Below are 25,726 nucleotides of genomic sequence, written 5' to 3' on the forward strand. Positions count from 1 at the left end.
TGAGGTATTTTTTATTGTCAATCTCTTGACCTATTTAAATTATACAGGAAGCTTTCATAACTTCTTTATCTAATGACATAAAGTCCTTGATAACACTAATCATATTCCAGTCTACATGAACGGTAGCTTCATCCGTCCTTTTTTGGCAATGTTTGGATTCGACATTTGTTTCATCATCTTTTTAGATTGTTCAAATCCTTTCAATAACCGGTTGACATCCGCAACCATGGTACCGCTCCCCAACGCAATTCGTCTTCGACGGCTGGCATTGATAATCCCCGGTTTATGGCGCTCTTCCTTAGTCATCGACAAGATGATGGCCTCGGTCTTCTTTGTATCAGCGCCAGATAAATCCACATTCTTCAATGCTTTTTTATTGGCCCCTGGCATCATTTCCAATAAGCTACTGATTGAGCCCATGCTTTCAATCTGCTTGATCTGATCGAGAAAGTCATTAAGATCAAAGTCCTGGTTTCTGAACTTTTCTTCCAGTTCTTTGGCCTTTTCTTCATCAATCATACTTTGGGCCTTATCAATAAAGGATAATACATCTCCCATTCCCAAAATTCGAGATGCCATCCGATCTGGATAAAAGAGTTCAATATCAGTCAGTTTTTCGCCAGTTCCGATATATTTGATAGCTTTTCCGATGGTGTAGGTAATCGACAGTGCGGCACCACCCCGGGTATCGCCGTCGAGTTTTGTCAAAATTACTCCTGAAATATCCAGTAGGCGGTTAAACTCATTGGCAACATTAACCGATTCCTGCCCAGTCATCCCATCGACTGTTAATAAAATCTCGGTAGGATTAATGGCTTCTTTGATGTTGACCAATTCATCCATTAGCGCTTCATCAATTTGCAAGCGTCCAGCGGTATCCATGATCACCAGATCATAATGACCTTCGATTGATTTTTGCAGTCCCCGTTTGGCGATCCCCACAGGATCTTTTACATCATGTTCGGAATAAACATCAATCTTTAATTCATCCCCGAGAATTTCCAGCTGTTTAATTGCTGCCGGACGATAGACATCACAGGCAACCAGCAGGGGCTTGAATTTTTTTTCTTTGCGCAACAGGTTGGCCAATTTGGCTGCAGTGGTTGTTTTACCAGCCCCTTGCAAACCGACCATCATGTACACGTTCTGGCGGCCCTGAACAAAGTCCATCCGCTCAATTTCGCCACCTAAAAGGGCTGTCATTTCGTCTTTGACAATTTTAATGAACTGTTGCCCAGGCGTCAAGCTACTTAGTACCTCTTGGCCGATTGCCCGTTCACCGATATTTTTGGTAAATTGTTTAACGACTTTGAAATTGACATCAGCTTCCAATAGGGCCATTTTAATTTCCCGATTAACTTCCTGGATGTCTTTTTCACTGAGTTTACCTTTACGCTTTAGTTGAGAAAATATATTTTGAAATTTTTCATTTAATCCTTCAAAGATCATCTGTCACCTCTAGTTTTCTTCACTGACATTTTTCAGTTTTTCAACCACCAGCATCAATTCGGATTTAAGCTGTTCATCTTTTTCCCGATCAACACAATCCAACAGTTCATTCTCAATTTCTTCCAAAAGAACTTGAGATTTCAAAAACTTGGCGATGAGTCCCAGTTTTTCTTCATAGGCTTCCATCATGGCTTTCGAGCGTTTAATCACATCAAAAATACCCTGTCGAGTAACCGCCATTACCTCGGCAATTTCCGCCAGACTATAGTCGTCATCGTAGTAATACTCTAAAATCTGCTTCTGCTTAGCAGTCAGCAGCTCACCATAAAAATCAAATAAATACTGTTCCCCTACTTTTTTTTCCATAAGCACCTTCAGTATCGTCGTAAAGGAAATTTACTTGACGACTTACCTATTGTAAGTCCTGGCGAAGAAAATGTCAAGCTTTTATTCCCGATTTTCAGGACATTTCTTCAATAATTTCAAGAAATTTTATTCTTAAAAATTTTAACGGCATCGCAACCTGTGGCGCCCGATTTCCCTATTAGTTAAAGCCTCATTCAAACAACAGATCAACAAATTTCTTTGGATCAAAATCAATGAGATCCTCCGATTTTTCCCCGATGCCAACGTATTCGATGGGGATCTGCATTTCATCAATAATCGAAATGGCAATACCGCCTTTAGCTGTACCATCCAGCTTCGTCAGGACGATACCCTTGATTTCCACACATTCATGAAAGACGTGGGCTTGATTAATGGCATTTTGACCCGTTGTGGCATCGAGAACCATTAAATTGTGGATCGAAAAGCCCTCCCCTTCCCGGTTAATCACCCGGCTGATCTTTTCGAGTTCTTTCATCAGATTGACCTTGTTATGGAGTCGTCCGGCGGTGTCGCAAATCAGAATATCAGCCTTTCGGGCCTTAGCTGCCCCAATGGCATCAAAAATTACCGAGCTGGGATCCGCGCCGGTAGCACTTTTGATAATATCCACACCAACCCGTTTAGCCCATTCGTCGAGTTGTTCCACCGCCGCAGCTCGAAAGGTATCTGCGGCAGCGATAACAACTTTTTTTCCTTCTTTTTTATAACGCTCGGAAAGCTTGGCAATGGTGGTTGTTTTGCCAACCCCATTGACCCCGACAATCAGCATAATCGTAGGAAGTTGGGGTTTTTCGGTCTCGACCTGAACCATCTCAACGAGGATTTCTTTTAAAAAACCGACTACTTCTTCCTTGCTTTTGGATCGGGTTTCTTTAATCTTTGCCCGTAGCGCTTCGGTGATTTTCACCGAAGTTTGCGCCCCTAAATCCGAAAGAATCAGGGTTTCCTCCAGTTCATCAAAGAAATCATCATCGAAACTTCCCATATACATGACATTTTCAATTTTCTCTTTAAAATTGTCAGCAGTTTTGATCAGTTTATTGCGCATCCGTTCATATAAACTTAATTCCATAATTGCCTCCTTCATTTTACTTCTTACTTCATCAATTCGAGTCAAAGCGAGTGTACCAGGCAAACACTTTAACATTATCCATAATATTATTTTAAGCGTAATCCGTCAATCGAACTGATACCAGTTGGGAAACCCCATCCTTGGACATCGATACCCCGTACAAATTGTCGCAGACTTCCAGCGTGGTACGGCGATGGGTAATTGTGATGAACTGATTATGTTCCGCTACTTTTTTCAGATACGAAATGTACCGGTAAATATTGTGATCATCCAGGGCGGCATCAACCTCATCAATTACACAAAATGGCGAGGGGTTTATTTCCAGAAAGGAAAAAAGCAGGGCAATGGCGACCATCGATTTTTCACCGCCAGAAAGCAACGAAATATGGCGTAGCCGTTTCCCCGGCGGTTGTGCTACCAGTTCAATTCCCCCTTCTAACACTCCGGATGGATCAGTAAACTCCAGATAAGCCCGTCCGCCTTCAAACAGAATGCTGAAGATCCGGGTGAAGTTTTCCTGAAGCTTGATAAAGTTAACCTTAAACTGCTCTGTCATGGCATCATATAGAGTACTGATAATATCAAGCAGTTCACTTTTCCCGGCTTTAAGATCATCCATCTGCACTTTCATAAAGTCATGACGAGCGAGGATTTCTTGATATTCTTCAATTGCGTTAAGATTCACATTACCCAGCGCATTAATTTTTTCTCGTAAATCACGTTGTCGATCTTCTGATAAATCAAGCTCATCCAGTTTGTTGTCTTTTGCGAGTTGGCAGTAAGCATCTTCGGCCATTAAATAATTGACTTCATAGCTCTTATAGATAGTATCTTCCCAATGGTTCATCTGCAATTGCAGACTGTTTACCTGGCTAGAAACAGTATTCTTGCTATCATTCTCAACAATCAACTGGTGATTGTCATTCTTAATTTCTTCCTGCAATGTTTCCAGCCGCTGAGCGTTTGCTTTCTGTCGTTCTGTCGCTTGTTTGTTTTTGTTACGATGGGCCTCAATCAGTTTCGATAGTCGCTGATAATCGGCTTCCAGATTCTGCTGAAGTTGAATCAAAGCTTTAGAATCGTTATGATAACATACTATTTCTTTTTCTAAGGCCGATTTTCTGGCAGTTTGGTGCGTCAATTGTTCCTGCATCAAGCTGATTTGTTGATCAAACCCGGCAATTTCACCTTTAATCTGAGTGATGATCATTTGACATTCAGAAATTTCTAACCGTAAATCATCCAACCGCTGCCGAATCTCCTGCGTTCGATCATCGGAATCCTGATCCTTCGTCGCTTCTTTCGCCTGATTATAGGCCACCTCTATTTTCATCAGCTCTTGATTGGATTGCTCGAGCGTCTGACATAGCTCTATATTCTTTTGCTTATGCACTTCAATTGAGCGGGTATTTTCAAGTTGCTTTTTAATTAAATCTTCTATCAGCTTATTTTTTTCCCATAAGCCCTGTTTGCAACGATTCTGTTCATTTTCAAGCTCTTTTAATTGCTTACTCAGCTGGGAGATTGACTCATTCGACAATAACTCCTGGTCTTTTGCAAGATCGAGGGCTTTTTTGTACGCTGCCATTTCATTTTCCAGATTTTGGATTTCAATTTTTTTTGACAACGGGGATTGTCGGTTATCTTTACTTTGACCGCCGACAATAGCACCGCCCGGATAAAATATTTCACCCTCCAACGTCACCACTGTAAACCTCGACGCCAATTTATTCTGGATGTCTCGCCCCGAGGCAAAATCACTGGCTACGATAATCCGTCCTAAAAGACTTTCGATCGCCGCCCAATAAGCAGCATCAGTTTCAACCAACTCACTGGCAATTCCTTCCACCCCGGGCATATTCTTAAGCGCTGTCCGAGTTCGCTCATCAATTGCATTGTATTTTAAATTATCCAGTGGTAAAAAGGTTGCCCGTCCTAAACGCTCTCTTTTCAGGAGATTGATGCAATCACTGGCAACCTTAACTGTGGCTACAACAATATTCTGGCTTTTTGCCCCCAATGCAATATCAATCGCCTGGAGATACCTGGGTTTTGTGGTAATCAGTTCGCCAACCGGTCCATACACCTCATGGATCACCGGGCCCAGCAGTTTTTCCGACGTCATCAGTTTTCGAATTGTTGGAAAATAATCCTGATAATTTTTTTGAATATTCTTTAAATACTCTACTTTAGAAGCATTGACCTTAAAATTATTGGAAATGTGGTGGGCGTGATGTTGAATTCTTTGCTGTTCTTCCAACCCTCGATTATACTGAGACTGCAACAGATTATAGAGATCGTTCTGTTGTTGCTTTTTTCCCCGGAGTTCGTTCTGTTCTTTTTTATGGTGTTCCAAATCTAAAGTGATTTGATTCTGGCTGTCCCTGGCTTCATCCAAGTGCTTTTTTATAAAAGATGACTCTGTTGTAGCTTCCTGGATCGCTGTTTTTATTTCAAACCGTTTTATTTCCAAGGTTTCACAACGAGATTGATGATTTTGAATCGCATCTTGATTTGCTTTGATTCGCTCTTTTTCCTGCTGTTCTTCAATCTGCAGACAATGAAGCGTATTATCCATTTCACGCCAGGCCATTTGATGGTTTCTGAGATTTTCGAGCACTATTTTTTTTTCACGTTCAAGACCATTAATCCGAGCTTCGGTTTCATCAATCTGAAAAGACAAATTCTCCTGCTCTTTAGCAAGCCGTTCCTGACTTATTTCATTGGCTTCCAGCTGACTTTTACAGCGGATTTCTTCCCTCTGAACCTGATCAAAATCGGATCTGAGGACACTAAGATTTTTCTTTTCATCATCCGCTAAAAGATCCAATTCGCGGTTTTCAATGGTCAATTTTTGATAGAGCTCATCTTTCTTTTGAATAGCCGCTTCAATTTGCTCGCATCTTTTTATTTGTGTTTTTAGATTCGCTTTTAAATCTTCAAGTTCTGTGACCGCACTGCTCATTTTTCGATAAAAGATTATCAGATCAACAGTCTTTAATTCCTCATGTAATACTAACCAATTTTGGGCCTTCCGGGACTGGTTTTTTAATGGACCCACCTGTTTTTCGATTTCGGTCATAATATCGCGAAGTCGATCCAAATGGCCCTGGGTTTGTTCCAATTTTTTTTCGGCCTCGTTTTTTTTTGTTTTATATGACACAATACCCACAGCTTCTTCAAAAATATTCCGAAGTTCCGTAGGGCTGCTGGCTAATATATTTTCGATACTGCCCTGACTGATTAACGAATAACCGTTTTTTCCTAAACCAGTATCCATAAAGAGACTGTGTATTTCTTTAAGTTTACAGCTCTTTTTATTGATGGCATAATCACTTTCACCTGATCTGAATAGTTTTCTGGAAATCGCAATTTCCTGGGGATAGTTTTCCAGTGCACCATCTTTATTGTCTAAAATCAAAACAACCTCGGCATAACCAGAGGCTGGTTTTTTTTCTGTTCCAGAGAAGATTACATCTTCCATTTTCTTTCCCCGCAGGGATTTTATGCTTTGCTCACCCAAAACCCATTTGATGGCGTCAGTGATATTACTTTTTCCGCTGCCATTAGGACCAACAATTGCAGAAATACCTTCTGAAAACTCAAGGCTCACAGGGTCTGCAAATGATTTAAACCCCGACAATCGCAATTTTTTTAAATACAAGCACTCACCTCAATTTACAATTTTCTGGTCTTATGCAAATAATTCTTTGCTGCGTCCTGTTCCCCTTCTTTTTTGCTTTTCCCGATGCCATGACTCACACACTCACCATTAAAAATCAAATTGATATAAAAGGTCTTATTGTGTTCTGGTCCTTCAGATCGCTCCAGAATATACTCAATCACATTGTCATTATTCTTTTGAATATACTCCTGAAGTTCCGTTTTATAGTCTTTAACCAGCGCCCCAGATAATGCCAATTGAATATTGTTTTCCAGTACTTTCAAAACAACTTTCCGTGTCGTTTCAAAATTACTGTCTAAAAAAACAGCCCCAATCAGGGCCTCAAATGCATTCGCAAGATTCGATTTTCGCTGTCGGCCACCGGTTACAATTTCTCCCTTACCCAAAAAGATATGATCTCCCAAATGGAGCTCGTAAGCTGCCTTGGAAAGAGACTCGGCACATACAATATTGGAACGGATTTTCGTCATTTTACCCTCAGATAACTTGTGAGCTAAAAATAAATACTCACTGATAATCAGTTCCAATACTGCATCCCCCAAGAATTCAAGTCGTTCATTATTGGTTGAATTTCCTGAATGTGAACTATGTGTTAATGCTACTTTCAATAAATCTTTCTTTTTGAAACGGTAATCGATTTTTTCTTCGATTGTCACGTAATATCCCCCCTTATCGATTACGAGATCCCGCCTGAGCGCTTCTCGATATTTTCAATCAAAAGACCAAACACCTGGTGTAAACGTCATAATCGTTTGAAAATGAGTGCCGATTACTTGTCTCGGCACTCATTTTATTTACTCAAGAAATTGCGTTGATAATATCTTCTACTGTTTGAATATTCTCTAATGCACCTTCATCAATTTTTGTACCAAACTCATCTTCGAATGCCATAATCAGTTCAACCACATCCAGTGAATCTGCCTCCAGATCATCAATGAGTGAGGTTTCGAGGGTAATTTTTTCAATATCAACATCAAGTTGTTCTGAAATAATTGCTGTGACTTTTAAAAATCGTTCATCCATGACTTAAGCCTCCATGTTTTTTACATTATCTGTTATTTTTTGCAACACATCATTTTCAATAAACTTCATGCTCTGCTTTATCGCATTTTTGATGGCAAAGGCATCACTGCTGCCATGCGCTTTAATGATTCCACCCTTGACCCCCAGAAAGGGGGCCCCACCATATTCGGCATAATCAAACTGCTTCTTAAAACTTCGTAAATTCTCTTTAATCAGCATTCCGCCAATTTTCCCTTTGGTGTTGCTCATGATTGATGTCTTCATTCCCTTAAGCAAATACGCCGCAATACCTTCGGTTAATTTCAAAACAATATTGCCTGTGAATCCATCACATACTAACACATCCGCCTCGGTTTCGGGAAGATCCCGCGCTTCCACATTGCCCAAAAAATTAAAATCACCAGCTTCCAAAAGCTCGTAGGCAGCTTTTACCAAACTGTTGCCTTTTTTTGCTTCAGCACCGATATTGATCAAACCGATCCCTGGATTCTTTTTACCTAAAACATTTTCTGAATAAATTTTTCCCAATTGGGCAAACTGTTCCAAATACTCTGGTTTACAATCTGCATTAGCACCGGTGTCAATGAGCACAAACACGCCATCGCTTTTGGGTAAAGTCGCCGCTAATGCTGGCCGTTTTATCCCCTTGATCCGACCGAGCTTTAATAAGCCGCCAGATAAAAGCGCCCCCGTGCTACCGGCCGAAATCAGCACTGCATTATCTCTTTTTTTCATCTCATCCAAGGCCACTACCAGTGAGGAATCCGGTTTTCGCCGAATCGCCATGGCCGGTTCTTCCGTATTCTCGATGACCGTTTCGGCGTGCAGAATTTCTATCTTGTCTTTCGGGTAATCGTATTTTGAAAGTTCTTCTTCAACGGCCTGCCTGTGACCCACCAGGGTCAGCTTGACATCATATTCTTTTACAGCATCAATGGCACCCTTGACGATTTCATAGGGTGCATAATCACCACCCATGGCATCTAAAAATATATTCAAAATCATACCCTCCTATATATCTGTCTATTATCCCAGAAAAAAGCTATTCAGTAAATACTATCGCTAAAAATTATCCGGGTCTGAAATAATCCCAGATAGAGAAAAAACAGAGTCTAAACTCTGTTTATTCGTTGAAGCTGATAACGCTAACGTCTTTGTATGTGCCACAAGACTTGCAAACTCGATGAGGTAATTTAATTTCACCACATTTTGGACAAGTACTCATTCCTGGAATATTTAATTTGTAATGTGTTCTTCTTTTGTCTCTTCTTGATTTTGAAGTTTTTCTCTTTGGTACAGCCATCACTCACACCTCCTAATAGTAAAGTCATTTCACTTACAATAAATCTTTCAACGCTTCAAATCGAGGATCATAATCACCAAATTTGTCACATTCACATTGCTCGTGATTTAAATTATTGCCGCATTTTGGACACAAACCCGCACAATCTTCACTGCACAGTACACGGAAAGGTTCATTAATATAAATGCATTCTTCAACGACGGGCAATAAATCAAGTATTGCTTCATCATCTTCAACCGTTACCGTATCCGTGTAGTCATAAAGACAATCGATTGGGGTTGGTTCTAGGCAACGCGCACAGGGAAAGATCATGGTCATCTCGATGGTGAAAGATACCAAAAAATTACCTTTCGATATTTTCTCAATGGTTCCACGCACTAAAGCTCCATGTTCATCCAGTTCTCCCTCTATATCATTTAAATCGGTATTTTTTACAACAAATTCAAAAGGGATTAATTTTTCCTGCAATAGCTTATTGATTTCAAAATTCATTTTATCACTCCAAACGGGCAATCATCATTATATAGACGATTGCCCGTTTTGTCAAGTGAAATACTTTACATTATTTAGCTAACGCCAGGGTGTCTCTCGCAATCATTAATTCTTCATTGGTTGGAATCACCATTACTGTTGTTTTAGAGTCCTTATCAGAGATAATCGTTGCTTCGCCGCGTTTGCTGTTGGCAACTGGATCTAAAGAGACTCCCAAGTATTTCAAGCCTCCACAAATGGCAGCCCGGGAAGTCGTTGAGTTCTCACCTAAACCTGCTGTAAAGATAATGCCGTCAACACCGTCCATTGCTGCAACATAAGCCCCAATAGTCGTACGGACGCGATAATGGAAGATATCCAGTGCTAATTGCGCACGTTTATTGCCATTATTAGCTGCGCCTTCAACATCACGGAAATCTGAACTGATTCCAGATACGCCAAGTACACCTGATTTTTTATTCATCAGTACATCAACTTCTTCAACGGTGTAGCCTTTGTTAACCAGGAAAGGAATAATAGCGGGGTCAATATCACCACAACGAGTTCCCATTTCCAAACCTGCTAGTGGTGTTAATCCCATTGATGTATCAACCGATTTGCCGTTTTTAATGGCACAGAGACTGGCACCATTGCCTAAATGACAGGAAATCAGTTTTAAGTTTTCCAGTTTTTTACCCATTAATTCAGCAGCAGCCTGACTTACAAATTTGTGAGAGGTTCCGTGGAAACCATACTTTCTGATCTTGAATTTTTCATATAATTCATAAGGGAGTGGATACATGAAAGCTTCACCAGGCAAAGTCTGATGGAAAGCGGTATCAAATACTGCTACCATTGGTACGTTTGGCAGTAATTCCCGACACGCGTTAATCCCAATCAGGTTGGCTGGATTATGAAGAGGCGCCAGTTCTGAACACTCTTCCAGGCTCTTAATAACCGCATCATCAATAACGACTGAATCAGAAAAGGTTTCAGCACCATGAACAGCCCGATGGCCAACAGCAGAAATTTCTTCTAAAGACTTCACGACCCCATGAGCAGGATCTACTAAAGCAGCCATAACAAGATTCAAAGCTTCTTTATGTGTCTTCATCGGTTGTTCTAATTTAACCTTGTCTTGACCTGGCGCTTCGTGAACCAAAACAGATCCTTCGATACCAATTCTTTCAACTAAACCTTTTGCCAAAACTTCTTCAGTGGTCATATCAAGCAATTGATATTTAAGTGAAGAACTGCCGCAGTTAATAACAAGTACATTCATTAATAATTACTCTCCTTTAGTTTTTTATTGATTACGTTTCATACGTTCTATATAATAACAGTAATAAGCAAATAATACCATTATTTTTTTGTCATATTTCGATAATAAATTAAAAAATTGCTATTTTTTTAACAAAAGAGAGGCCAATATGAAAATTCTTGGTATCATTGCCGAATATAATCCGTTTCACTTGGGTCATGCCTGGCAAATCGAAGCTTCGAAAAAGGAAAGTCAGTGCGATGCCGTGATGGTTCTTATGAGTGGCAGTCTAATGCAACGAGGCGAATTCGCTATTTTAAATAAGTGGGAACGTACCCGCCTGGCGCTTACCGCTGGCGTAGATTTGGTCTGTGAACTGCCTTTTGTTTACGCCTGCCAAAGTGCCGAAGCCTTTGCACATGGCGGAATTAAAATTTTTAATGCCACCGGAGTGATTGATATCCTCTCTTTTGGTTCCGAATTCGGACATCTCCGCCCATTGAACAATCTGGCTGAAATACTGGTTCAAGAACCAGTTGAATTTAAAAATTTTCTTAAACAGGGGTTGGCAACCGGAGTATCTTTTCCCCGTGCCAGAGAGCAGGCGGTTCGTTCCTACCTGGGTCATGAGGCAGGTAATCTTCTTAATACCCCAAACAACATCCTGGCTCTTGAATATCTCAAAGCGCTTCATAAAACCCAAAGTACCATCGATTCAATGACCGTTAAACGGCAAGGAGCCGACTATCACAGCTTGTTGCCCTCTAAATATCTCAGCGCCAGTGGCATTCGATCGATTTTAAAGGAGGCCCTTGTCCAGCCGGAAGCAGCATCTGCTATTTTAAAAAATTTGGATAACAAACTCCCTTATTTACCTGACATGCTGATTAATCCATTTAAAAAAAACTACAATCTCCAGGGTGATGATTTTTTTCTCAACGCCCTGAGACTGCAGATCCTTTCCCATGATGTGCATCACCTTAAAAATACCCCCTATGTAAATGAAGGACTCGAGCATAAAATCAGAGATTCATTTAAAATCGCTACCAGTCTGGATGAGTGCGTCAGTAAAATCATCTCAAAACGCACTCCTCAAACCCGGGTTCGTCGGATTCTGTGCAATCGGCTACTAGAACTTGACAAGGAAAGTTTAAACCTTTTTCAAGCCGAATCGTTTATCCCTTACCTTCGGGTACTGGGTTTTAATCAAACTGGCACCGCTATCCTGAAAGCAATAAAAAAACAGGGACAGTTACCAATTCTTACCAACTTGAAGAAAAGCCGTTTTAGCTTGACTCCCCTCCAAAAAAAAATGCTCTACTATGATTGTCGGGCCACTGACCTTCACAATCAGTTTTACGAAACCGTGTATCGCTATCATCGGGACTACACGCAGAGACCGGTTCAAGAATCGCCCAATACTTGGCCTTCCTTTCAATAATACGCAGCTGACCATAGTTAATAAAGTCCCTTATTCTGGGCTAATTTCACAGTTCAAAGGAGAATACGATGCTTTTCTTTAATAAAGAAAAAAACGATTTATCTAAAAAACCAGTCCTTTATCCCCCAGCCGGTCCAGTCCAGGGGCAATTTCGACGGGGCATTTCGAGTTATAAAGGGATTCCCTATGCGCTCCCTCCCATCTGTAGTCGTCGCTTTAAAGCCCCTGAAGCGATGCCACCTTGGGAGGATGTTCGTGATTGCTCAAAACATGGCAGCGCTGCGCTTCAAATGGGTGGTATAACCGTCGATTCCCCAGGCACTTACCATATGGATGGTAAAAGCGAAGATTGTCTATTTTTAAATATCTGGACTCCGGCTATTAAGGCAGATGAACGCTTGCCAGTGTATGTTTTTATTCATGGCGGCGCTTTTTCATCGGGCTCCGGCTCCGAAATAATTTATGATGGCGGCCGGATGGCTCAGGAAGGCGTCGTGGTTGTCACAATCAATTACCGGTTGGGTGCGCTGGGATTTCTGGCAACCCGAGGATTACTTGAAGAATCCGGTACCACTGGTAATTATGGTTTGCTCGATCAGATCCAGGCCCTTCATTGGCTTCATGCCAACATTGAAACCTTTGGTGGAGATCCTGCTCGAATCACGATTGGCGGCCAGTCTGCCGGTGCCTACAGTGTCACAGCTTTGTTGCTGTCGCCTCTGGCAAAAGGGCTTTTTCACCAGGCTGTAGTTGAAAGTGGATCGATTTTTTCAATTTCAGCCTTTTCAGTGCTCAATCGCGGTCAGCTAGAAAAAACCCTGGATAATGGAACACTACTGTGCGACTTGTATGGGATTGACGATTCAGCTGCTGGTCTGGAAAAGTTGCGAGCTCTTCCTGGTGATGTTTTCGCAGCACTTTCCATGGTTAAGTCTAACCAAGCAACGGTTCCAAACGCTTTTGGTTTTTGGCCAGTATATGATGGCGTAGTCTTACCAAAAGACCCTGTTCAGGCACTCAAAAATGGCGAACTCAACTCTGTAAAAATTCTTGCGGGCTATAATACCGATGAGTCGTCTCTATTTATAAAGAGTCACACGAATCTTGGTATCTATCAGATGCTTTGTTATCATATCTTTGGACCTCAAAATGCTCCAAAAGCTATGGAACATTTTTATGTCGATGCCGAACATTCGCCACTTAAGCGTACTCAGGAGATTTATACCTATTCTGCTTTTCTCATCGGGATGGTTATGATGGCTAAAAAATATGCCGAGTTGGGCGAAGATGTCTATTTTTACAATTTTGACTTTGATCCGACGATTCTAAAAATTGTTGGATTGAATACCGCCCATGGGATGGAACTGCCCTTTGTTTTTGGCAACGGCATTGGACAGCGCCGAGCTACCAAGATCAGTAATTTGTCCTGGATCATGCAGCAATCCTGGGTCAATTTTATAAAATACGGCAATCCTAATTTCAGAGTTGAGTATAAGGGGCAGATCATCTGGCCAAAATTTGATCCTGAAAATCAATACATCATGGTTTTTGACACGCAGCTTTCCAGCAAAATTCTACCCAATCAGGAGGATCTGGAATTTTTGGAAACGCTGATGTTTGGATAAATCACTAACCTTACGGGCCGAAATCTAATCAGTCAATACCCAATATAAAATGTACCTTTTAAATCCATTAATCTTTCCATATTATCTTGCAAAATTCCAAAAAAAATGCTACATTAACTAGAACAAAAATTATTGCAAAGATGCTTAAAATGGAGTATTTTTACCATTAAGCATCTTTTTTAATAACTAAGGAGATTGAAAATGATAATATACAAACAAAAGGATTTTTTAACCTATATGCCTGATGTGCAGGAGTGCAATAAAAGCATCTCTGATTTAAATGACCAGTGGGATAATATTAAACTGCTTTCTGAAATCAACTGTCCCATCCAATCAAAAAGTGTTCTTCCCAATATGACAAAAATTCAAAATGGTTTTATTGATTTGCAGGAAGAACTGATTGACACCCTCGTTTCTGAAAAACTTAAAAAAATGGAACAAAAGATTATTTCGAAAACCCAGGTAGCTATTGATATTCTCATCCGCAACCTGTTCGAGAGAACAGCAGACATTGGTTTTCTGGCTACTGATGACGATATTCGTCGCTTTGTTGAAAATCAGGATCGTACTGACAGTGACCGCAACTTGATTCTAAAACGTATGCGGGACTATGTTGCGAAATACTCCGTTTATGAAGATATTATCGTCCTCGATAATAATTACCGGGTATTGGCAAACCTTGACGAGCAAAATGAAATCCTGGGAAAACAAATCAAGGGACCCAATCTGATCAAGACAATGGATGGGGAACAAAATTTCGTCGAGTATTTTAAGAATTCAAAACTCCAGTATGGCGATAAAAATTCCCATGTTTTTTCCAGTCGAATCTGCCGGGAAGGGACTTCCCAGGCGATCGGTCTGATCTGTTTGTGTTTCCGCTTCGAAAATGAAATGTCTCAAATCTTTGAAAAATTAACTACCGATTATGACGGCTCAGTGATGACCATCATTGACGATGCCAACATGGTCATCGCCAGCAGTGATGAAAACCATGTCCCCACCGGTACCATTGTTGAACCCGTCGAATCTGGGGTTAATGGGGTTGTCTACTATCGAGGTTCCGATTATATCGCCAAAACCATTGCCACTCAAGGTTACCAGAAATACTATGGTCTGGGCTGGAAAGGCCATGTGATGCTACCTCTCCATCTGGCTTTCCGGGATAACCGAAATCTGAAAAGCATTGATTCATCGGTAACCACTGGTTTGATGCACCAGGCCGACTCATTTTCGTCAGAACTGAATGAAATTATCAATAAAACCCAAACCATTAACGGCTCACTCAAACGCATTGTCTACAACGGTCAGATCATTGCCAGAGATGATAGTATCGATGCCGAGTATTCACGCCTAAAACCAATCTTGAGAGCCATTGGACGGATCGGTACCAACACCAGCAGTCTTTTTCAAAGCTCCGTTTCCAATCTGTTTTCAACGGTTGTCTCAACCAGCCTCGTCGACACCAGTTTTTTAGCCTCGCTATCGGTGGACATCATGGATCGGAACCTTTATGAACGCGCTAATGATTGCCGTTGGTGGGCATTGGATTCGACGATCCGGCGTATTCTTGCGAAAGACGTACGAACAACTTCTGAAGAAAAACAGTTAACTGAGATTCTTACCTACATCAATGACCTTTACACCGTTTATAGCAATCTATTTATTTTTGATAAAACCGGAACCATCGTTGCCGTGTCAAACCCAAATCGAAGTGAAGACATTGGCAAAACGCTCTCAGACCCCTATATCAATGAAGTACTGGCTAATTCCAAACAGGAAAAGTATTTTGTTTCGCCCTTTGAGCAAACAGAATTGTATGATCATCGCCACACTTATATTTACGGGGCTTCCATCACCGACTTTAATAACCCTAACCGCGCTGTTGGTGGTATCGGCATCGTCTTTGACAGTGAAGATCAGTTTCGGACTATTTTAGAAGAGTCCCTCCATTCTGATAATAGTTCATTTGCAGTCTTTACCGATCGTAAAAAAATGATTCTATCAACAACGAACCAAGCGTATAAAGTCGGCGATGCACTGGATTTGCCCGATGAGATGTTCACTGTTGCCAATGGGAAAACCAGATCTGAAATTCTTGTTTATGAAAACAGTTATTATTCAATTGGCTGCGCCTGTTCTTGCTGTTATCGCGAATACAAAAATTCAGATGGATACCATAATGATGTCATTGCTTTTGTTTTCGAAAAAATGGCGGATTATGCAGAAATAACGATCAACAAATCCAATGACAAGGAAATCGAGCAATCCGATTTTGCCTTCTCAATGACCAATGAACATAAGAAGTTGGCTACCTTTGTTATAAACGGTCAGGTTTATGGTCTAGAACAATCCTATGTTATTGAAGCACTCGAAGCCAGCAAAACCATTTCAGTCCCAGGTACCAATGCAGTAATTCGTGGAGCTGTAGAATTTAATGATCACTATTATGCAGTGGTCGATGCTCTGGCCTTATTTGATAAAAATGATCCCAGCCGGAACACGTCACATCTGCTTTTGTTACAATTATCTGAAGATGAAATGATCGCCATTCAAGTTGAAAAATTGGTGAGTGTCCTGGAAATTAATTTAAATGATATCCAACCCGTAGAAATTTCATCAGCGATAACGGGCATTATCTGTCTGAGTGATGGTTCAGACAGAACCATTCTGGAAATGGATCCGCAAATTATTCTTGAAAAACTTGTTGAAAACCAGGTTGATGAAGATCTTGAAGCAGCACTTCCCCTACTTGAGTCGATCGAAACAAATTAAAGTTTACAATAATATAAATCGGAATATAACTACTGAAAAAAACCGGGTGCAGCAATAGCCTTCAATAATAGGCTTTCTGCGCCCGGTCTTTTATTATGTTTACTTCGCATCAACATCAATCAGTATCGCACCGTCTTCGACCTTTACCGGAAAACTCCGATCATTTTCCATTTTAAATTCTAAAAATAAAATTTTCGGTTTTCCTAAACCCTTACCAGTTTTTGCGTCATACTTTGCTCCATGTCTTGGACAGGTAATAACACCATCCCGCAAGGTACCTTTATACAAAGATCCTCCCATGTGGGGGCATTTATTTGAGATGGCGTAATAATCCCCATCCACCTTCGTCAGTAGTATTTTTTCGTTATCCAATTCAATCAGTTTTTTCTCAGTTTGTACAAACTCCTGTATTTCAGCAACTTTTTTAAACCCCATTTTTCCCTCCTATGAGCGTAATTTTAGTTGTTTTACCCTAAATATATAATCCCAAACAAAACACATTTACTCATTGATTGACAAATATATTGATTTTCCTTATAATAAAACTGAGCATTATTAAATTCAACCAGAATTGTCACATTTCAAAATTTTAAGAAGAGGTGATATTATGTCAGCAAAAAAAGTATTTACAACCGAGCAGGCAAAAGAAATTGGCAGAATGCTAGGAATCAGTTGGAGTAAATTTGACATTGAACAGTTTCGAATGGGCATGGATGTTGAGCTCGAGCATGGCACAGATAACTCGCGCACAAACGTAACCGGAGATGATCCTTTCGTCACCGGAAAAATTGCCCTAGCTCATTTAAATGAATTTCCCGACTATTATACCCGTCTGGAAAAAATGGAAAAAGAGGCCGAGGCTTTTTGGGAAGGCAAATAATTTTTAACGATAACCACAAGAGAATTCTTTGACCAAAGGATTCTCTTTTTTTATCTGTTCCATTTTGTCCTTCTCAGAGTCAAAACCGAAAAATTAACGACTGAGATATTTTTTTCTTTATACCCACTACTGCACAGAAAGACGCTCACCTTTATTATTTTACACAGCTGACAACAAATGAACTTTTGTAAGTTTAACTAAAAAAGATTCATGATCCACTTATATTCCGCTTTTCAAAGATTTTACGAGAAACCAACCTTTCCACAATTTACTTTTCGCCATCTAAAATCGTAATGATTTGTAAAAAAATATCTTGGATTCCACCATCTCCCTTGATTTTATGAAGGATTCCTTTGTTTTTGTAGAACTGGAGAATTGGCTCTGTTGTTCGATTATAAATAGCTAACCGATCTAAAATGATTTCTTCCTGATCATCGGCGCGGTGAATTAAAGGGGTTCCACACACATCACATTTTCCCACTACCTTCGGCGGGTTATATTTAATATGATAACTTTCACCACATTTTGGACAAACCCGTCGTCCCATAATGCGTTCAACAATGATCTCTTTTGGCACATCAATCAAAAAAACAAAATTAATCTGTTCATTCTTTGTCTTCATGATCTGGTCCAGTGCCTTAGCTTGCTTTTCGTCCCGGGGAAAGCCATCAAGCAAAAAGCCCTTCATGCTGTCACCTTTTTTTAAGCGTTCATCAACAAGCCCAATCGTGAGCCGATCAGGAACTAACTGACCTTTTTCCATATAAGCGCTTATTTCTTTGCCTTCAGTTGTGCCTTCTTTAATTTTTTTTCGAAAGATGTCCCCGGTCGAAATATGGGGAATGCCATAGTGTTCGCAAATCAATTTTGCCTGAGTGCCCTTCCCCCCTCCGGGGGTTCCTAATAAAATTATTCTCACAAATAATCCTCCAAAAATTTATTGTGTTACTTGGAATAGTCTACAACAGTGATATTTAGGGCGTGACGATCAGCCAAACAGATGTCAAAGGGTTTTATTTCATAATTGCCATGCTTAAATATTCGTATGTTCGGTCGCATACAAAAGCTTTCAAAATTATCTGTAACAATACCCGACAATCCATTGCTTAATTTTACGGTTGTCCCAACCGGGTAAGGAGCTATTTTTCTAACAAACACCCGTACCAGATCCGGGTCAAAGAGATTTCCGGTACCACCCATAATATATTCAATTGCTTCTGAGGGCAACAACCCTTTTCGGTATGGCCGATCCGAAGTCAGCGCATCATAAACATCGGCAATGGAGATAATTCGTCCATATAACGAAATTTTGTCACCTTTAGCATTGTTCGGGTATCCTCCACCCGAGAACTTCTCGTGATGATCCAGAATTCCAGCCTGGGCTCCCACACTGCCAACATATTCACTGGCCAGATATTCAAACCCCAAAAATGAATGCTTTTTCATTTCAGAAAACTCAACATCCGTCAAGGGACCTTTCTTATGAAGAATGTCTTTCGGCACAAATACCTTTCCTATATCATGAAGTAATGCACCAAATCCAAGGTTACATAAATCTGCTTTATCAAGGCCCATGGCTGTTCCAAGACCTATGGATAATACAGCAACATTCACTGAATGAAAATAAGTATAGTCATCGAAAACTTTCAGATCAACCATATTTAGCATCATTTCCTTGTTTTTCAGGATTACATCCACAATTGTTTCGACTTGATCTTCCATCTCAGTGAACTGTTCTTTTTGAACCGGCTGGTTATTCTCTTTACAAATAAAAATTTCTTTAATCCCGTTAACGGTTTTCGTTCTCAAGCTGCTGTCAATCGTTTTAATAATTGGAATGCTCTGGATCTGTTCTTCTTCTATAAAGAGACCATTGCACTTAAACTTATGAATTTTATGAATTAATTCAATATCTAAAACTGTTTTTCGCGGAAGTACCAGTTCACCCCGATCCCCAAACAGATCAGATGCAACAACCATTCCTTCTCGCAAACAAAATATCGGCACGAATCTCATAATCGTCCTTCCACACTAACCTCTGTCAACCCATGCTTCTTTGAATGGGTTATTAGTCATTTATTATGATACAGTAAGTTTTATCTGAAATAAAGTTTGTTTCTTTAAATACGATGATATCTGTTTACCTAATTTTTGTCAATAGTATTTTGCAAACGATTATTGACTTTTATAGCTGCTAAATAAAAAACGCTATTGTGATCAAATTGATCACAATAGCGTTTACAGTCGCATTCGCTTTCTGTCTCTTATTTTAAGCCACTAAAGAAGTTTCCAATCTCCTGGAAAAAGTTCTGTACCTGCTGGAAGAAACCCTGAGTTTGCTGGCCTGCCTCCATCAACTTAATAAATGTATCCGGATCCATATTCAGTTCATTGAACTTATTGACCAAAGTTAAAATTTCTTCAACTTGCTGGTCATCCAAGACGGTGTCATATTTTTCTGCCGTCGCGACGATCAGCTCTCGAATCTGATCATCATTCATAGTTTTTGTCTGGGCAATTTCGCCTTTTAAACTATTGATAATATTAACCGCATCATCTCCGATAGCATCCTGAAGTTCTCCAACGACCACGACTTCTTCAACAGCCGTTGTTTTAGCCGCTTCATCAAGGCTATCACCAGTTGCTGTTTCATAGGCTTTATAAATGCCTGTCAACGCACCAGTTCCGGATACTGGCGTATAGGCCGCAACAATCACCTTGGCATTCTTGATTCCCGCCGTTCCTAAAGCCGATTTATACATCTCGTCGGTGACCCAATCAATATTATGGGTTTCCAGATCAATTCCACCAGCGTTTTTTTCCTGAACATATACACTGGATAACGCCAAAGACCCTATTTTATCAAGAGATACAACACCTTCCAGATATTCCCGTTCATCCGCATTGGTTACCACAGTTTCCTCGACATCGCCCCGTTTAATATCAAAATAGCCATAAACCGTTTTGAGTTGGGCTTCTGTATTGTCTGCACCAATCGCTACACAGGCACTTTTCGAGTCCGCCAGAACCGGACTAACCATTGCCATCGATAGCACAATCGCTATAGCACCAGATAATATTTTCTTTTTCATTCTACACCTCACATAATCATTGTTGTTTAAATTAATATCAAATAATTGGCTCATCATAACAAGAAATCCTATTATTTTACTTAATTTCTAAACACGCAACGATCTAACAACTATCGTCATCCTAAGAAAAAAAGTCGACCGCAAAAGCAATCGACTTTTATTTTTAAATTGGTGCGAGAAAAGGGATTTGAACCCTCACTGCATTGCTGCAACAGATCCCTCAAACCTGCGTGTCTGCCAGTTCCACCATCCTCGCATAAAAAACAGGTGTTTTAACCCTGTTTTTTTATTATAACGGAATGGCTCAAAAATTTCAACTATTTTTTTTACTTATCGACATTTTTTTAATTTTCATTTTGGCAAGATTATCTCACCAATAACTTTCTTCTACTGAAGTAAGCATTGATTGTGATTAGGAGATCATTCATGCTACCATTATTTTCGATAATTGTATCAGCCAGAGCAATTTTTTCTTCGTCCGACATCTGCATCTCAATTCGTTTGATTGCCTGCCCTCTAGTCAGATTATCTCTTTCCATGATCCGCTCAACACGAATTTCTTTGTCTGCAACCACTAAAATCGTCTCATCGACGGTATTTTGCAGATTTGTTTCAAAAAGCAGCGGACAATCGTAAAAAACCGTCGGAATTCCCAATTTTCTATAAAAGGCGATTTGCTGATCATAGAGTTTTTTTATCTCCGGATGAATCGTCGCATTGAGTTTTTTCCTGGCTTGTTCATTGTTAGCAATAATCTCTCCCAGCATACCACGGTTTAATTCTCCCTTTTCATCAATAACCGTCTGTCCAAAAACCATTATAATTTTCTTTAGGCCAGGACTTCCTGGCTCAACCGCCTGGCGAGCTAATTGATCCGCATCAATGACGATGTAATTAAAGCGTTTCTTTATAATATCAGTGACAGTGGATTTGCCTGAAGCAATTCCACCCGTTATTCCAATGATTCTCATTACTACACCTGCTATTTCACATCATACCAGGACAACCCAGTGTTTACATCCACCGTTAATGGCACACTTAATTGAGCCGCCCCTTCCATTTCTTCTTTAATCAATACCTCCACCTGGGCGCGTTCATTTTTAGGGGTATCAATGATCAACTCATCGTGCACTTGCAGGATCAGTTTTGCTTTTAGATTCTCTGCATTTAAGCGTTCATAGACTTTAATCATGGCAAGCTTAATAATATCCGCTGCACTCCCCTGAATTGGGGTATTTAGGGCCATCCTTTCGCCCGCTTGAACCATCATGGCATTTCTTGAGTTCATCTCCGGAATGTAACGTCTTCTTCCCCAGATGGTGGTAACATACCCTTCTTCTTTAGCCTGGTGTTTGACATTCTCCATATAAGCCTGAACTTTGGGATAACGGGAAAAATAACGGTTGATATAATCTTGAGCCTCATTTCGGGAGATTCCCAGATCTTTCCCCAAACTAAAAGCCTGTTTACCATAGATCAGTCCAAAATTTATGGCTTTTGCCTGACCACGCTGGGTTCGGGTCACTGCATCCAGTGAAACCCCAAAAATTTCAGAGGCGGTGCGAGTGTGAATATCCTGTTCTTTTCTAAACGCATCAATCAAATTCTCATCCCCTGAAAGATGGGCTAAAACCCGAAGCTCAATCTGCGAATAATCGGCATCCACCAGAATACGATCACTCGTCGATGGTACAAAAACGCGTCGGATTGCTCGACCCATTTCTGTTTTTACCGGAATGTTCTGCAGATTTGGATTCGAACTGCTGAGCCTTCCAGTTGCCGCTACGGTCTGGTTAAAAGTCGAGTAAATCTTCTGGGTTTTAGGTTCAACAAACGCCATCAACCCCCGGCCATAGGTCGAATCCAATTTTGACAGCATCCGATACTCAATAATTTTTTCGATGATGGGATGGAAATGAATCAGTTGCTCCAGTACTTCGATATTGGTCGAATAACCAGTTTTTGTCTTTTTCACTACCGGCAGTTTTAGTTGCTCGAAAAGTACCTCTCCTAATTGTTTGGGTGAGTTAATGTTAAAGCTTTCCGTTTCGGCCAGTTCATAAATATCACTGGTGAGATTGGTAAGCTTATTCTCAAATTCGTCGGAAAGCACTTCAAGTTGGCTTAAGTCAATTTTAAACCCCAGTTCCTCCATCGATACCATCACTTCCAATAAAGGCATTTCGATGGTCTTAAATAAGGTCATCATTTCTGTTGTTTTAAGTTCTTTTTCCAGAACAGCTTTTAAATCTTTGATGGTTTCACAGTTTTTGATCATGTAATCAGCCAGTAGCTGCTCATCCAAGTCTTCTGCCCTGATCATTTTTTTGCCTTTTCCAAACATTTCCTCATCATCCAGAATCGTTCGATTGAGATACTGATAAGCGGCAGATTTTAAATCATAGCGCTGATCACCAGGACTCAATAGATAGGTGGCGATATAGGTATCAAAGGCTTCATTCACTTCGCAAATACCGTTTTTATGAAAAATATGAATCAGGTTCTTTAAATCCTGGCTAACCAGCCCTATGGTTTTCATATTGGGTAAATTTTTCAGTTTATCAAAAAATTCCACGTTCACAACCGCCGCGGAATTAAGGTAGTAATAGCTCGTTTCAATTCCAAGGGCAAAATAAATCTGGGTATCCTCTTGATGATAATATATGATCACTTCTGCGGCGTTTGCCATTTTATTAAACAATTCATCCATTTCAGCATCCGTTTTTATCCAACGAAAGTCAAGGGATTTTTCGATGGTTTCCACTGTATCTGTTGCATCTATTTTTGACAATAGTGTATTAAATTCCAACTCCTTGAGCAATGCAATGCTTTCAGAATTAAAAATATCGTGAAAACGTAGTTCTTCAAAGTCACCCTGCCAGGGAACATCCCGTTTTATGGTTCCCAGCATCCGACTCAAAAAAGCAGCATCTTTTCCAGCGATGATTTTTTCCTTTTGTTTACCTTTCTGCTCGTCTATATGATTATAAATCGTTTCCAGATCTCCATATTGCTGAATCAATTTAATCGCTGTTTTTTCGCCAATTCCGGCAATTCCTGGAATGTTGTCCGATTTATCCCCCATCAGCGCTTTTAAATCAATCAGATCCGTGGGTGACAAACCATACTGATTCTGTATCCAGGCTTCATCAACTTCTTCCAATTGAGATATTCCCTTTTTAGTATACAAGACCTTAATTTGCGGTCCCACTAACTGAAAGGCATCCCGATCGCCGGTAATAATTTCTGTCTCAATCCCATTTTCCGCTCCGATGGCAGCCAATGTACCAATAATATCATCAGCTTCATAACCCTCCAGCTCGACAATGGCAATGTTCATTTTTTTTAGCAGTTCTTTTAAAATTGAAAACTGTTCCGCCAGAAGTTCTGGCATATTGAGGCGTCCGCCTTTATAACTGTCATAGGCCAGATGTCTGAAGGTTGGCCCTTTAAGGTCGAAGGCAATCCCTAAATAATCCGGTTTATATTCATCTTGAATTTTAACTAATATATTCACAAAACCATAAATGGCATTTGTCGGCACGCCCTTGGAATTTGACATTTCCCGGATGGCATAAAAGGTTCGGTAAAAAAGACTGTTCCCATCGATTAAGATACTTTTCATTTGATCTCGCTTTCTCTTTCGTTACTGCTCAACAATACAAATATAGTTATTATACCAAAAGTATTGCGAATTGAACATTGAATAAATTGAAAAGCTTCACTTGACAATTATTGTTGTCAGAGTTATACTGTATTTGACAATATTGATTGTCATTATGACATTCATCATTGTCAAATCAATTATAGGCTCTGGAGGTGCCATTGTGGGATTGAAGAATCGCCTAAAGGAATATCGTGCACGCAATAATCTGAACCAGTCAGATTTGGGAAAACTGGTCGGTACATCCCGACAAACAATCAGCCTGATTGAACGGGGTGACTATTCCCCATCTGTTATTTTAGCTCTAAAAATTGCTAAAGTATTTGGAACAACCGTTGAAGAACTATTTTTATATGAAGAGGAGTAAACAATGAAATCACAAAAACAAACACTAAAATTTTTTATCGCCATCATCATCTCATCACTGATTGGCGGATTATTGGGTTGGTTCATTATTCATTTTGAAACCGAAATCTACCATGGTTTAATCAATGTTCAAAACTTAATCTTGCATAATAATTTATCCATTCAATTCTTTATCTTTGGACTATGCGCGTTGCTGATACTGATTCTTTTCTTCTCAGCCAAACATAAATTGAATCGACTCAATCCGAATGATGATGTTCTTTTTGATCAGATTGATCATCAGCTTGGTGTTTTACTTCCGCTAATTTCGGCCACCATGATCAGTGGATTTTGTTTCTTCGGAATCACCGTTAGCAATGCTCTGAATGAACCGGTGCTCATTGGTCTGATTCTCTTTTTATTCAATACATCGTTTGCCTTAATCATGATGGTTCTTACGATAAAATTAACAAAAGTTTTGTATCCCGAGAAAAAAGGCAACCCACTCGATTTTAACTTTGACAAAGAATGGATCAAAAGTTGTGATGAAGCTGAAAAATTTGTGATTTACAAGGCGTCCTATCGTTGCTACCAACTCATGAATTTTGTTTACTGCGGTGTTATGACGCTGTGTCTGCTCATTTCTATCGCCGTTAATATTGGCATTTTCCCTTATCTACTGATCGGATTTTTATGGATTACCCAAACCCTGATTTATTCTATTTCAGCCAATCGATTTCAACATGGTCAGTTGGATAATGTTCAGTAATTCTATTTCAATAATGAAAATTCATTAGGAGCTGCAAACAATGAAAATAATTATAGCTAAAGCCCAAAGTGAAGGATGGATCTGCCTCGAACAAGGACTTGTATGTGGCAATCGAATTGAGTTTGTCAACGGTGAAAAACGGATTAGCATCACCCTTAATCCGGCTTCCTACCAGTTGACAAATATGTCGCCGACGAAAATGAAAATTGTTATGGAAGCGGACACCTTGTATTCCCAAAATGATCCTATTGTAACCAAAATACGAAACCTATCCTTTGAAGATCAAACCAAACTGACTGGTGTCGCCCGAGAAATATTCTTGCTGATTTGCGACGAAGATTAACCTCACCGATATCCATAATATTACCATTTCAGTTTCAATAATTTTATCCAAAAAAGTACCGTTTTGATATTTATGCGATCAAAACGGTACTTTTTATATAATGCATTACAAGTTATAGTAATTGAAATAATTATTTAATTCTTC

23 protein-coding genes and 1 tRNA gene are annotated in these 25,726 nt (G+C 40.0%); 7 read left to right on the top strand and 17 right to left on the bottom strand.

The genetic code is table 11. From position 1 onward, the window contains the following. Nucleotides 1-111: 111 nt before the first annotated feature. From ffh to Q7P33_RS11630, 10 genes are all read right to left on the bottom strand, one after another. Nucleotides 112-1,449, bottom strand: a complete 1,338-nt coding sequence (gene ffh / locus Q7P33_RS11585; protein WP_303870495.1) for a signal recognition particle protein — start codon at nucleotides 1,447-1,449, stop codon at nucleotides 112-114. Nucleotides 1,450-1,458: 9 nt separating this feature from the next. Continuing rightward, nucleotides 1,459-1,815: a YlxM family DNA-binding protein gene (ylxM, locus tag Q7P33_RS11590; protein WP_303870497.1), complete on the bottom strand. Its 357-nt coding sequence runs from the start codon at nucleotides 1,813-1,815 to the stop codon at nucleotides 1,459-1,461. A gap of 190 nt (nucleotides 1,816-2,005) precedes the next feature. After that, nucleotides 2,006-2,908, bottom strand: coding sequence for a signal recognition particle-docking protein FtsY (gene ftsY, locus Q7P33_RS11595; RefSeq protein ID WP_303870499.1), 903 nt, complete (start codon nucleotides 2,906-2,908; stop codon nucleotides 2,006-2,008). Nucleotides 2,909-2,999: 91 nt separating this feature from the next. Continuing rightward, complete coding sequence (smc, locus tag Q7P33_RS11600) at nucleotides 3,000-6,572, bottom strand: chromosome segregation protein SMC (RefSeq protein ID WP_303870500.1); 3,573 nt, start codon at nucleotides 6,570-6,572, stop codon at nucleotides 3,000-3,002. 14 nt (nucleotides 6,573-6,586) lie between these two features. Continuing rightward, on the bottom strand, nucleotides 6,587-7,249 hold the full coding sequence (rnc, locus tag Q7P33_RS11605) for a ribonuclease III (protein ID WP_303870502.1): 663 nt from the start codon (nucleotides 7,247-7,249) through the stop codon (nucleotides 6,587-6,589). Nucleotides 7,250-7,391: 142 nt separating this feature from the next. Then, entirely contained in the window at nucleotides 7,392-7,616 is a 225-nt protein-coding gene (gene acpP / locus Q7P33_RS11610; RefSeq protein WP_303870504.1) for an acyl carrier protein, read from the bottom strand. Between the two features lie 3 nt (nucleotides 7,617-7,619). Beyond that, on the bottom strand, nucleotides 7,620-8,615 hold the full coding sequence (gene plsX / locus Q7P33_RS11615) for a phosphate acyltransferase PlsX (RefSeq protein ID WP_303870506.1): 996 nt from the start codon (nucleotides 8,613-8,615) through the stop codon (nucleotides 7,620-7,622). 124 nt (nucleotides 8,616-8,739) lie between these two features. Beyond that, entirely contained in the window at nucleotides 8,740-8,919 is a 180-nt protein-coding gene (gene rpmF / locus Q7P33_RS11620) for a 50S ribosomal protein L32 (RefSeq protein ID WP_084504954.1), read from the bottom strand. Between the two features lie 33 nt (nucleotides 8,920-8,952). Continuing rightward, on the bottom strand, nucleotides 8,953-9,411 hold the full coding sequence (locus Q7P33_RS11625; RefSeq protein ID WP_303870511.1) for a DUF177 domain-containing protein: 459 nt from the start codon (nucleotides 9,409-9,411) through the stop codon (nucleotides 8,953-8,955). Between the two features lie 70 nt (nucleotides 9,412-9,481). Beyond that, complete coding sequence (locus Q7P33_RS11630; RefSeq protein ID WP_303870512.1) at nucleotides 9,482-10,672, bottom strand: acetate/propionate family kinase; 1,191 nt, start codon at nucleotides 10,670-10,672, stop codon at nucleotides 9,482-9,484. A 148-nt stretch (nucleotides 10,673-10,820) separates the two neighbouring features. On the opposite strand from Q7P33_RS11630, the gene Q7P33_RS11635 reads away from it, so the two are divergent. From Q7P33_RS11635 to Q7P33_RS11645, 3 genes are all read left to right on the top strand, one after another. Next, a complete protein-coding gene (locus Q7P33_RS11635) occupies nucleotides 10,821-12,092 on the top strand; it encodes a nucleotidyltransferase (protein WP_303870514.1) in 1,272 nt (423 codons plus the stop codon). 68 nt (nucleotides 12,093-12,160) lie between these two features. Continuing rightward, nucleotides 12,161-13,717 carry a carboxylesterase/lipase family protein gene (locus Q7P33_RS11640; protein WP_303870515.1) on the top strand — a complete coding sequence of 519 codons (1,557 nt, stop codon included), beginning with the start codon at nucleotides 12,161-12,163 and terminating at the stop codon, nucleotides 13,715-13,717. Between the two features lie 201 nt (nucleotides 13,718-13,918). Continuing rightward, nucleotides 13,919-16,489 carry a chemotaxis protein CheW gene (locus tag Q7P33_RS11645; protein ID WP_303870517.1) on the top strand — a complete coding sequence of 857 codons (2,571 nt, stop codon included), beginning with the start codon at nucleotides 13,919-13,921 and terminating at the stop codon, nucleotides 16,487-16,489. A 99-nt stretch (nucleotides 16,490-16,588) separates the two neighbouring features. Here the strand turns inward: Q7P33_RS11645 and Q7P33_RS11650 are convergent, their stop codons facing one another. Continuing rightward, complete coding sequence (locus Q7P33_RS11650) at nucleotides 16,589-16,924, bottom strand: Rieske 2Fe-2S domain-containing protein (protein ID WP_303870518.1); 336 nt, start codon at nucleotides 16,922-16,924, stop codon at nucleotides 16,589-16,591. A gap of 172 nt (nucleotides 16,925-17,096) precedes the next feature. On the opposite strand from Q7P33_RS11650, the gene Q7P33_RS11655 reads away from it, so the two are divergent. Continuing rightward, nucleotides 17,097-17,369 (top strand): DUF5661 family protein, encoded by a 273-nt coding sequence (locus Q7P33_RS11655; RefSeq protein WP_026394762.1) that lies wholly within the window; start codon nucleotides 17,097-17,099, stop codon nucleotides 17,367-17,369. 268 nt (nucleotides 17,370-17,637) lie between these two features. On the opposite strand, the gene Q7P33_RS11660 is transcribed toward Q7P33_RS11655, so the two are convergent. The 6 genes from Q7P33_RS11660 to polA form a co-directional block, all read right to left on the bottom strand. Beyond that, nucleotides 17,638-18,288, bottom strand: coding sequence for an adenylate kinase (locus Q7P33_RS11660; RefSeq protein WP_303870520.1), 651 nt, complete (start codon nucleotides 18,286-18,288; stop codon nucleotides 17,638-17,640). Between the two features lie 26 nt (nucleotides 18,289-18,314). Next, entirely contained in the window at nucleotides 18,315-19,349 is a 1,035-nt protein-coding gene (locus Q7P33_RS11665; RefSeq protein WP_303870521.1) for an HD-GYP domain-containing protein, read from the bottom strand. Nucleotides 19,350-19,633: 284 nt separating this feature from the next. Then, nucleotides 19,634-20,461 carry a DUF1002 domain-containing protein gene (locus tag Q7P33_RS11670; protein WP_303870523.1) on the bottom strand — a complete coding sequence of 276 codons (828 nt, stop codon included), beginning with the start codon at nucleotides 20,459-20,461 and terminating at the stop codon, nucleotides 19,634-19,636. 169 nt (nucleotides 20,462-20,630) lie between these two features. Then, a tRNA-Leu gene (locus Q7P33_RS11675) sits at nucleotides 20,631-20,717 on the bottom strand. A gap of 109 nt (nucleotides 20,718-20,826) precedes the next feature. Next, complete coding sequence (coaE, locus tag Q7P33_RS11680) at nucleotides 20,827-21,432, bottom strand: dephospho-CoA kinase (protein ID WP_303870524.1); 606 nt, start codon at nucleotides 21,430-21,432, stop codon at nucleotides 20,827-20,829. Between the two features lie 11 nt (nucleotides 21,433-21,443). Further along, the gene (gene polA / locus Q7P33_RS11685) at nucleotides 21,444-24,086 is read right to left on the bottom strand and encodes a DNA polymerase I (RefSeq protein WP_303870526.1); all 2,643 of its coding nucleotides are present in this window, start codon (nucleotides 24,084-24,086) and stop codon (nucleotides 21,444-21,446) included. Nucleotides 24,087-24,294: 208 nt separating this feature from the next. Between polA and Q7P33_RS11690 the strand changes: the two genes are divergently transcribed. From Q7P33_RS11690 to Q7P33_RS11700, 3 genes are read left to right on the top strand one after another with little or no spacing between them, the layout of a single operon-like run. Further along, nucleotides 24,295-24,492 (top strand): helix-turn-helix transcriptional regulator, encoded by a 198-nt coding sequence (locus tag Q7P33_RS11690; RefSeq protein WP_369693303.1) that lies wholly within the window; start codon nucleotides 24,295-24,297, stop codon nucleotides 24,490-24,492. Between the two features lie 3 nt (nucleotides 24,493-24,495). After that, on the top strand, nucleotides 24,496-25,239 hold the full coding sequence (locus tag Q7P33_RS11695) for a DUF3169 family protein (RefSeq protein ID WP_303870530.1): 744 nt from the start codon (nucleotides 24,496-24,498) through the stop codon (nucleotides 25,237-25,239). Between the two features lie 40 nt (nucleotides 25,240-25,279). Further along, on the top strand, nucleotides 25,280-25,582 hold the full coding sequence (locus tag Q7P33_RS11700) for a hypothetical protein (protein ID WP_303870531.1): 303 nt from the start codon (nucleotides 25,280-25,282) through the stop codon (nucleotides 25,580-25,582). Nucleotides 25,583-25,726: the final 144 nt, after the last annotated feature.

Source organism: Acetobacterium wieringae (genome assembly GCF_026646375.1).
In the GTDB taxonomy this organism is placed as follows: Bacteria; Bacillota; Clostridia; order Eubacteriales; family Eubacteriaceae; genus Acetobacterium; species Acetobacterium wieringae_A.

What these genes read in the sequence shown, in the direction of transcription:
- ffh (WP_303870495.1), bottom strand. Translation starts at nt 1,449, where the DNA reads ATGATCTTTGAAGGATTAAATGAAAAATTTCAAAATATATTTTCTCAA.
- ylxM (WP_303870497.1), bottom strand. Translation starts at nt 1,815, where the DNA reads ATGGAAAAAAAAGTAGGGGAACAGTATTTATTTGATTTTTATGGTGAG.
- ftsY (WP_303870499.1), bottom strand. Translation starts at nt 2,908, where the DNA reads ATGGAATTAAGTTTATATGAACGGATGCGCAATAAACTGATCAAAACT.
- acpP (WP_303870504.1), bottom strand. Translation starts at nt 7,616, where the DNA reads ATGGATGAACGATTTTTAAAAGTCACAGCAATTATTTCAGAACAACTT.
- rpmF (WP_084504954.1), bottom strand. Translation starts at nt 8,919, where the DNA reads ATGGCTGTACCAAAGAGAAAAACTTCAAAATCAAGAAGAGACAAAAGA.
- Q7P33_RS11625 (WP_303870511.1), bottom strand. Translation starts at nt 9,411, where the DNA reads ATGAATTTTGAAATCAATAAGCTATTGCAGGAAAAATTAATCCCTTTT.
- Q7P33_RS11630 (WP_303870512.1), bottom strand. Translation starts at nt 10,672, where the DNA reads ATGAATGTACTTGTTATTAACTGCGGCAGTTCTTCACTTAAATATCAA.
- Q7P33_RS11635 (WP_303870514.1), top strand. Translation starts at nt 10,821, where the DNA reads ATGAAAATTCTTGGTATCATTGCCGAATATAATCCGTTTCACTTGGGT.
- Q7P33_RS11640 (WP_303870515.1), top strand. Translation starts at nt 12,161, where the DNA reads ATGCTTTTCTTTAATAAAGAAAAAAACGATTTATCTAAAAAACCAGTC.
- Q7P33_RS11645 (WP_303870517.1), top strand. Translation starts at nt 13,919, where the DNA reads ATGATAATATACAAACAAAAGGATTTTTTAACCTATATGCCTGATGTG.
- Q7P33_RS11650 (WP_303870518.1), bottom strand. Translation starts at nt 16,924, where the DNA reads ATGGGGTTTAAAAAAGTTGCTGAAATACAGGAGTTTGTACAAACTGAG.
- Q7P33_RS11655 (WP_026394762.1), top strand. Translation starts at nt 17,097, where the DNA reads ATGTCAGCAAAAAAAGTATTTACAACCGAGCAGGCAAAAGAAATTGGC.
- Q7P33_RS11665 (WP_303870521.1), bottom strand. Translation starts at nt 19,349, where the DNA reads ATGGTTGTTGCATCTGATCTGTTTGGGGATCGGGGTGAACTGGTACTT.
- Q7P33_RS11670 (WP_303870523.1), bottom strand. Translation starts at nt 20,461, where the DNA reads ATGAAAAAGAAAATATTATCTGGTGCTATAGCGATTGTGCTATCGATG.
- coaE (WP_303870524.1), bottom strand. Translation starts at nt 21,432, where the DNA reads ATGAGAATCATTGGAATAACGGGTGGAATTGCTTCAGGCAAATCCACT.
- polA (WP_303870526.1), bottom strand. Translation starts at nt 24,086, where the DNA reads ATGAAAAGTATCTTAATCGATGGGAACAGTCTTTTTTACCGAACCTTT.
- Q7P33_RS11695 (WP_303870530.1), top strand. Translation starts at nt 24,496, where the DNA reads ATGAAATCACAAAAACAAACACTAAAATTTTTTATCGCCATCATCATC.
- Q7P33_RS11700 (WP_303870531.1), top strand. Translation starts at nt 25,280, where the DNA reads ATGAAAATAATTATAGCTAAAGCCCAAAGTGAAGGATGGATCTGCCTC.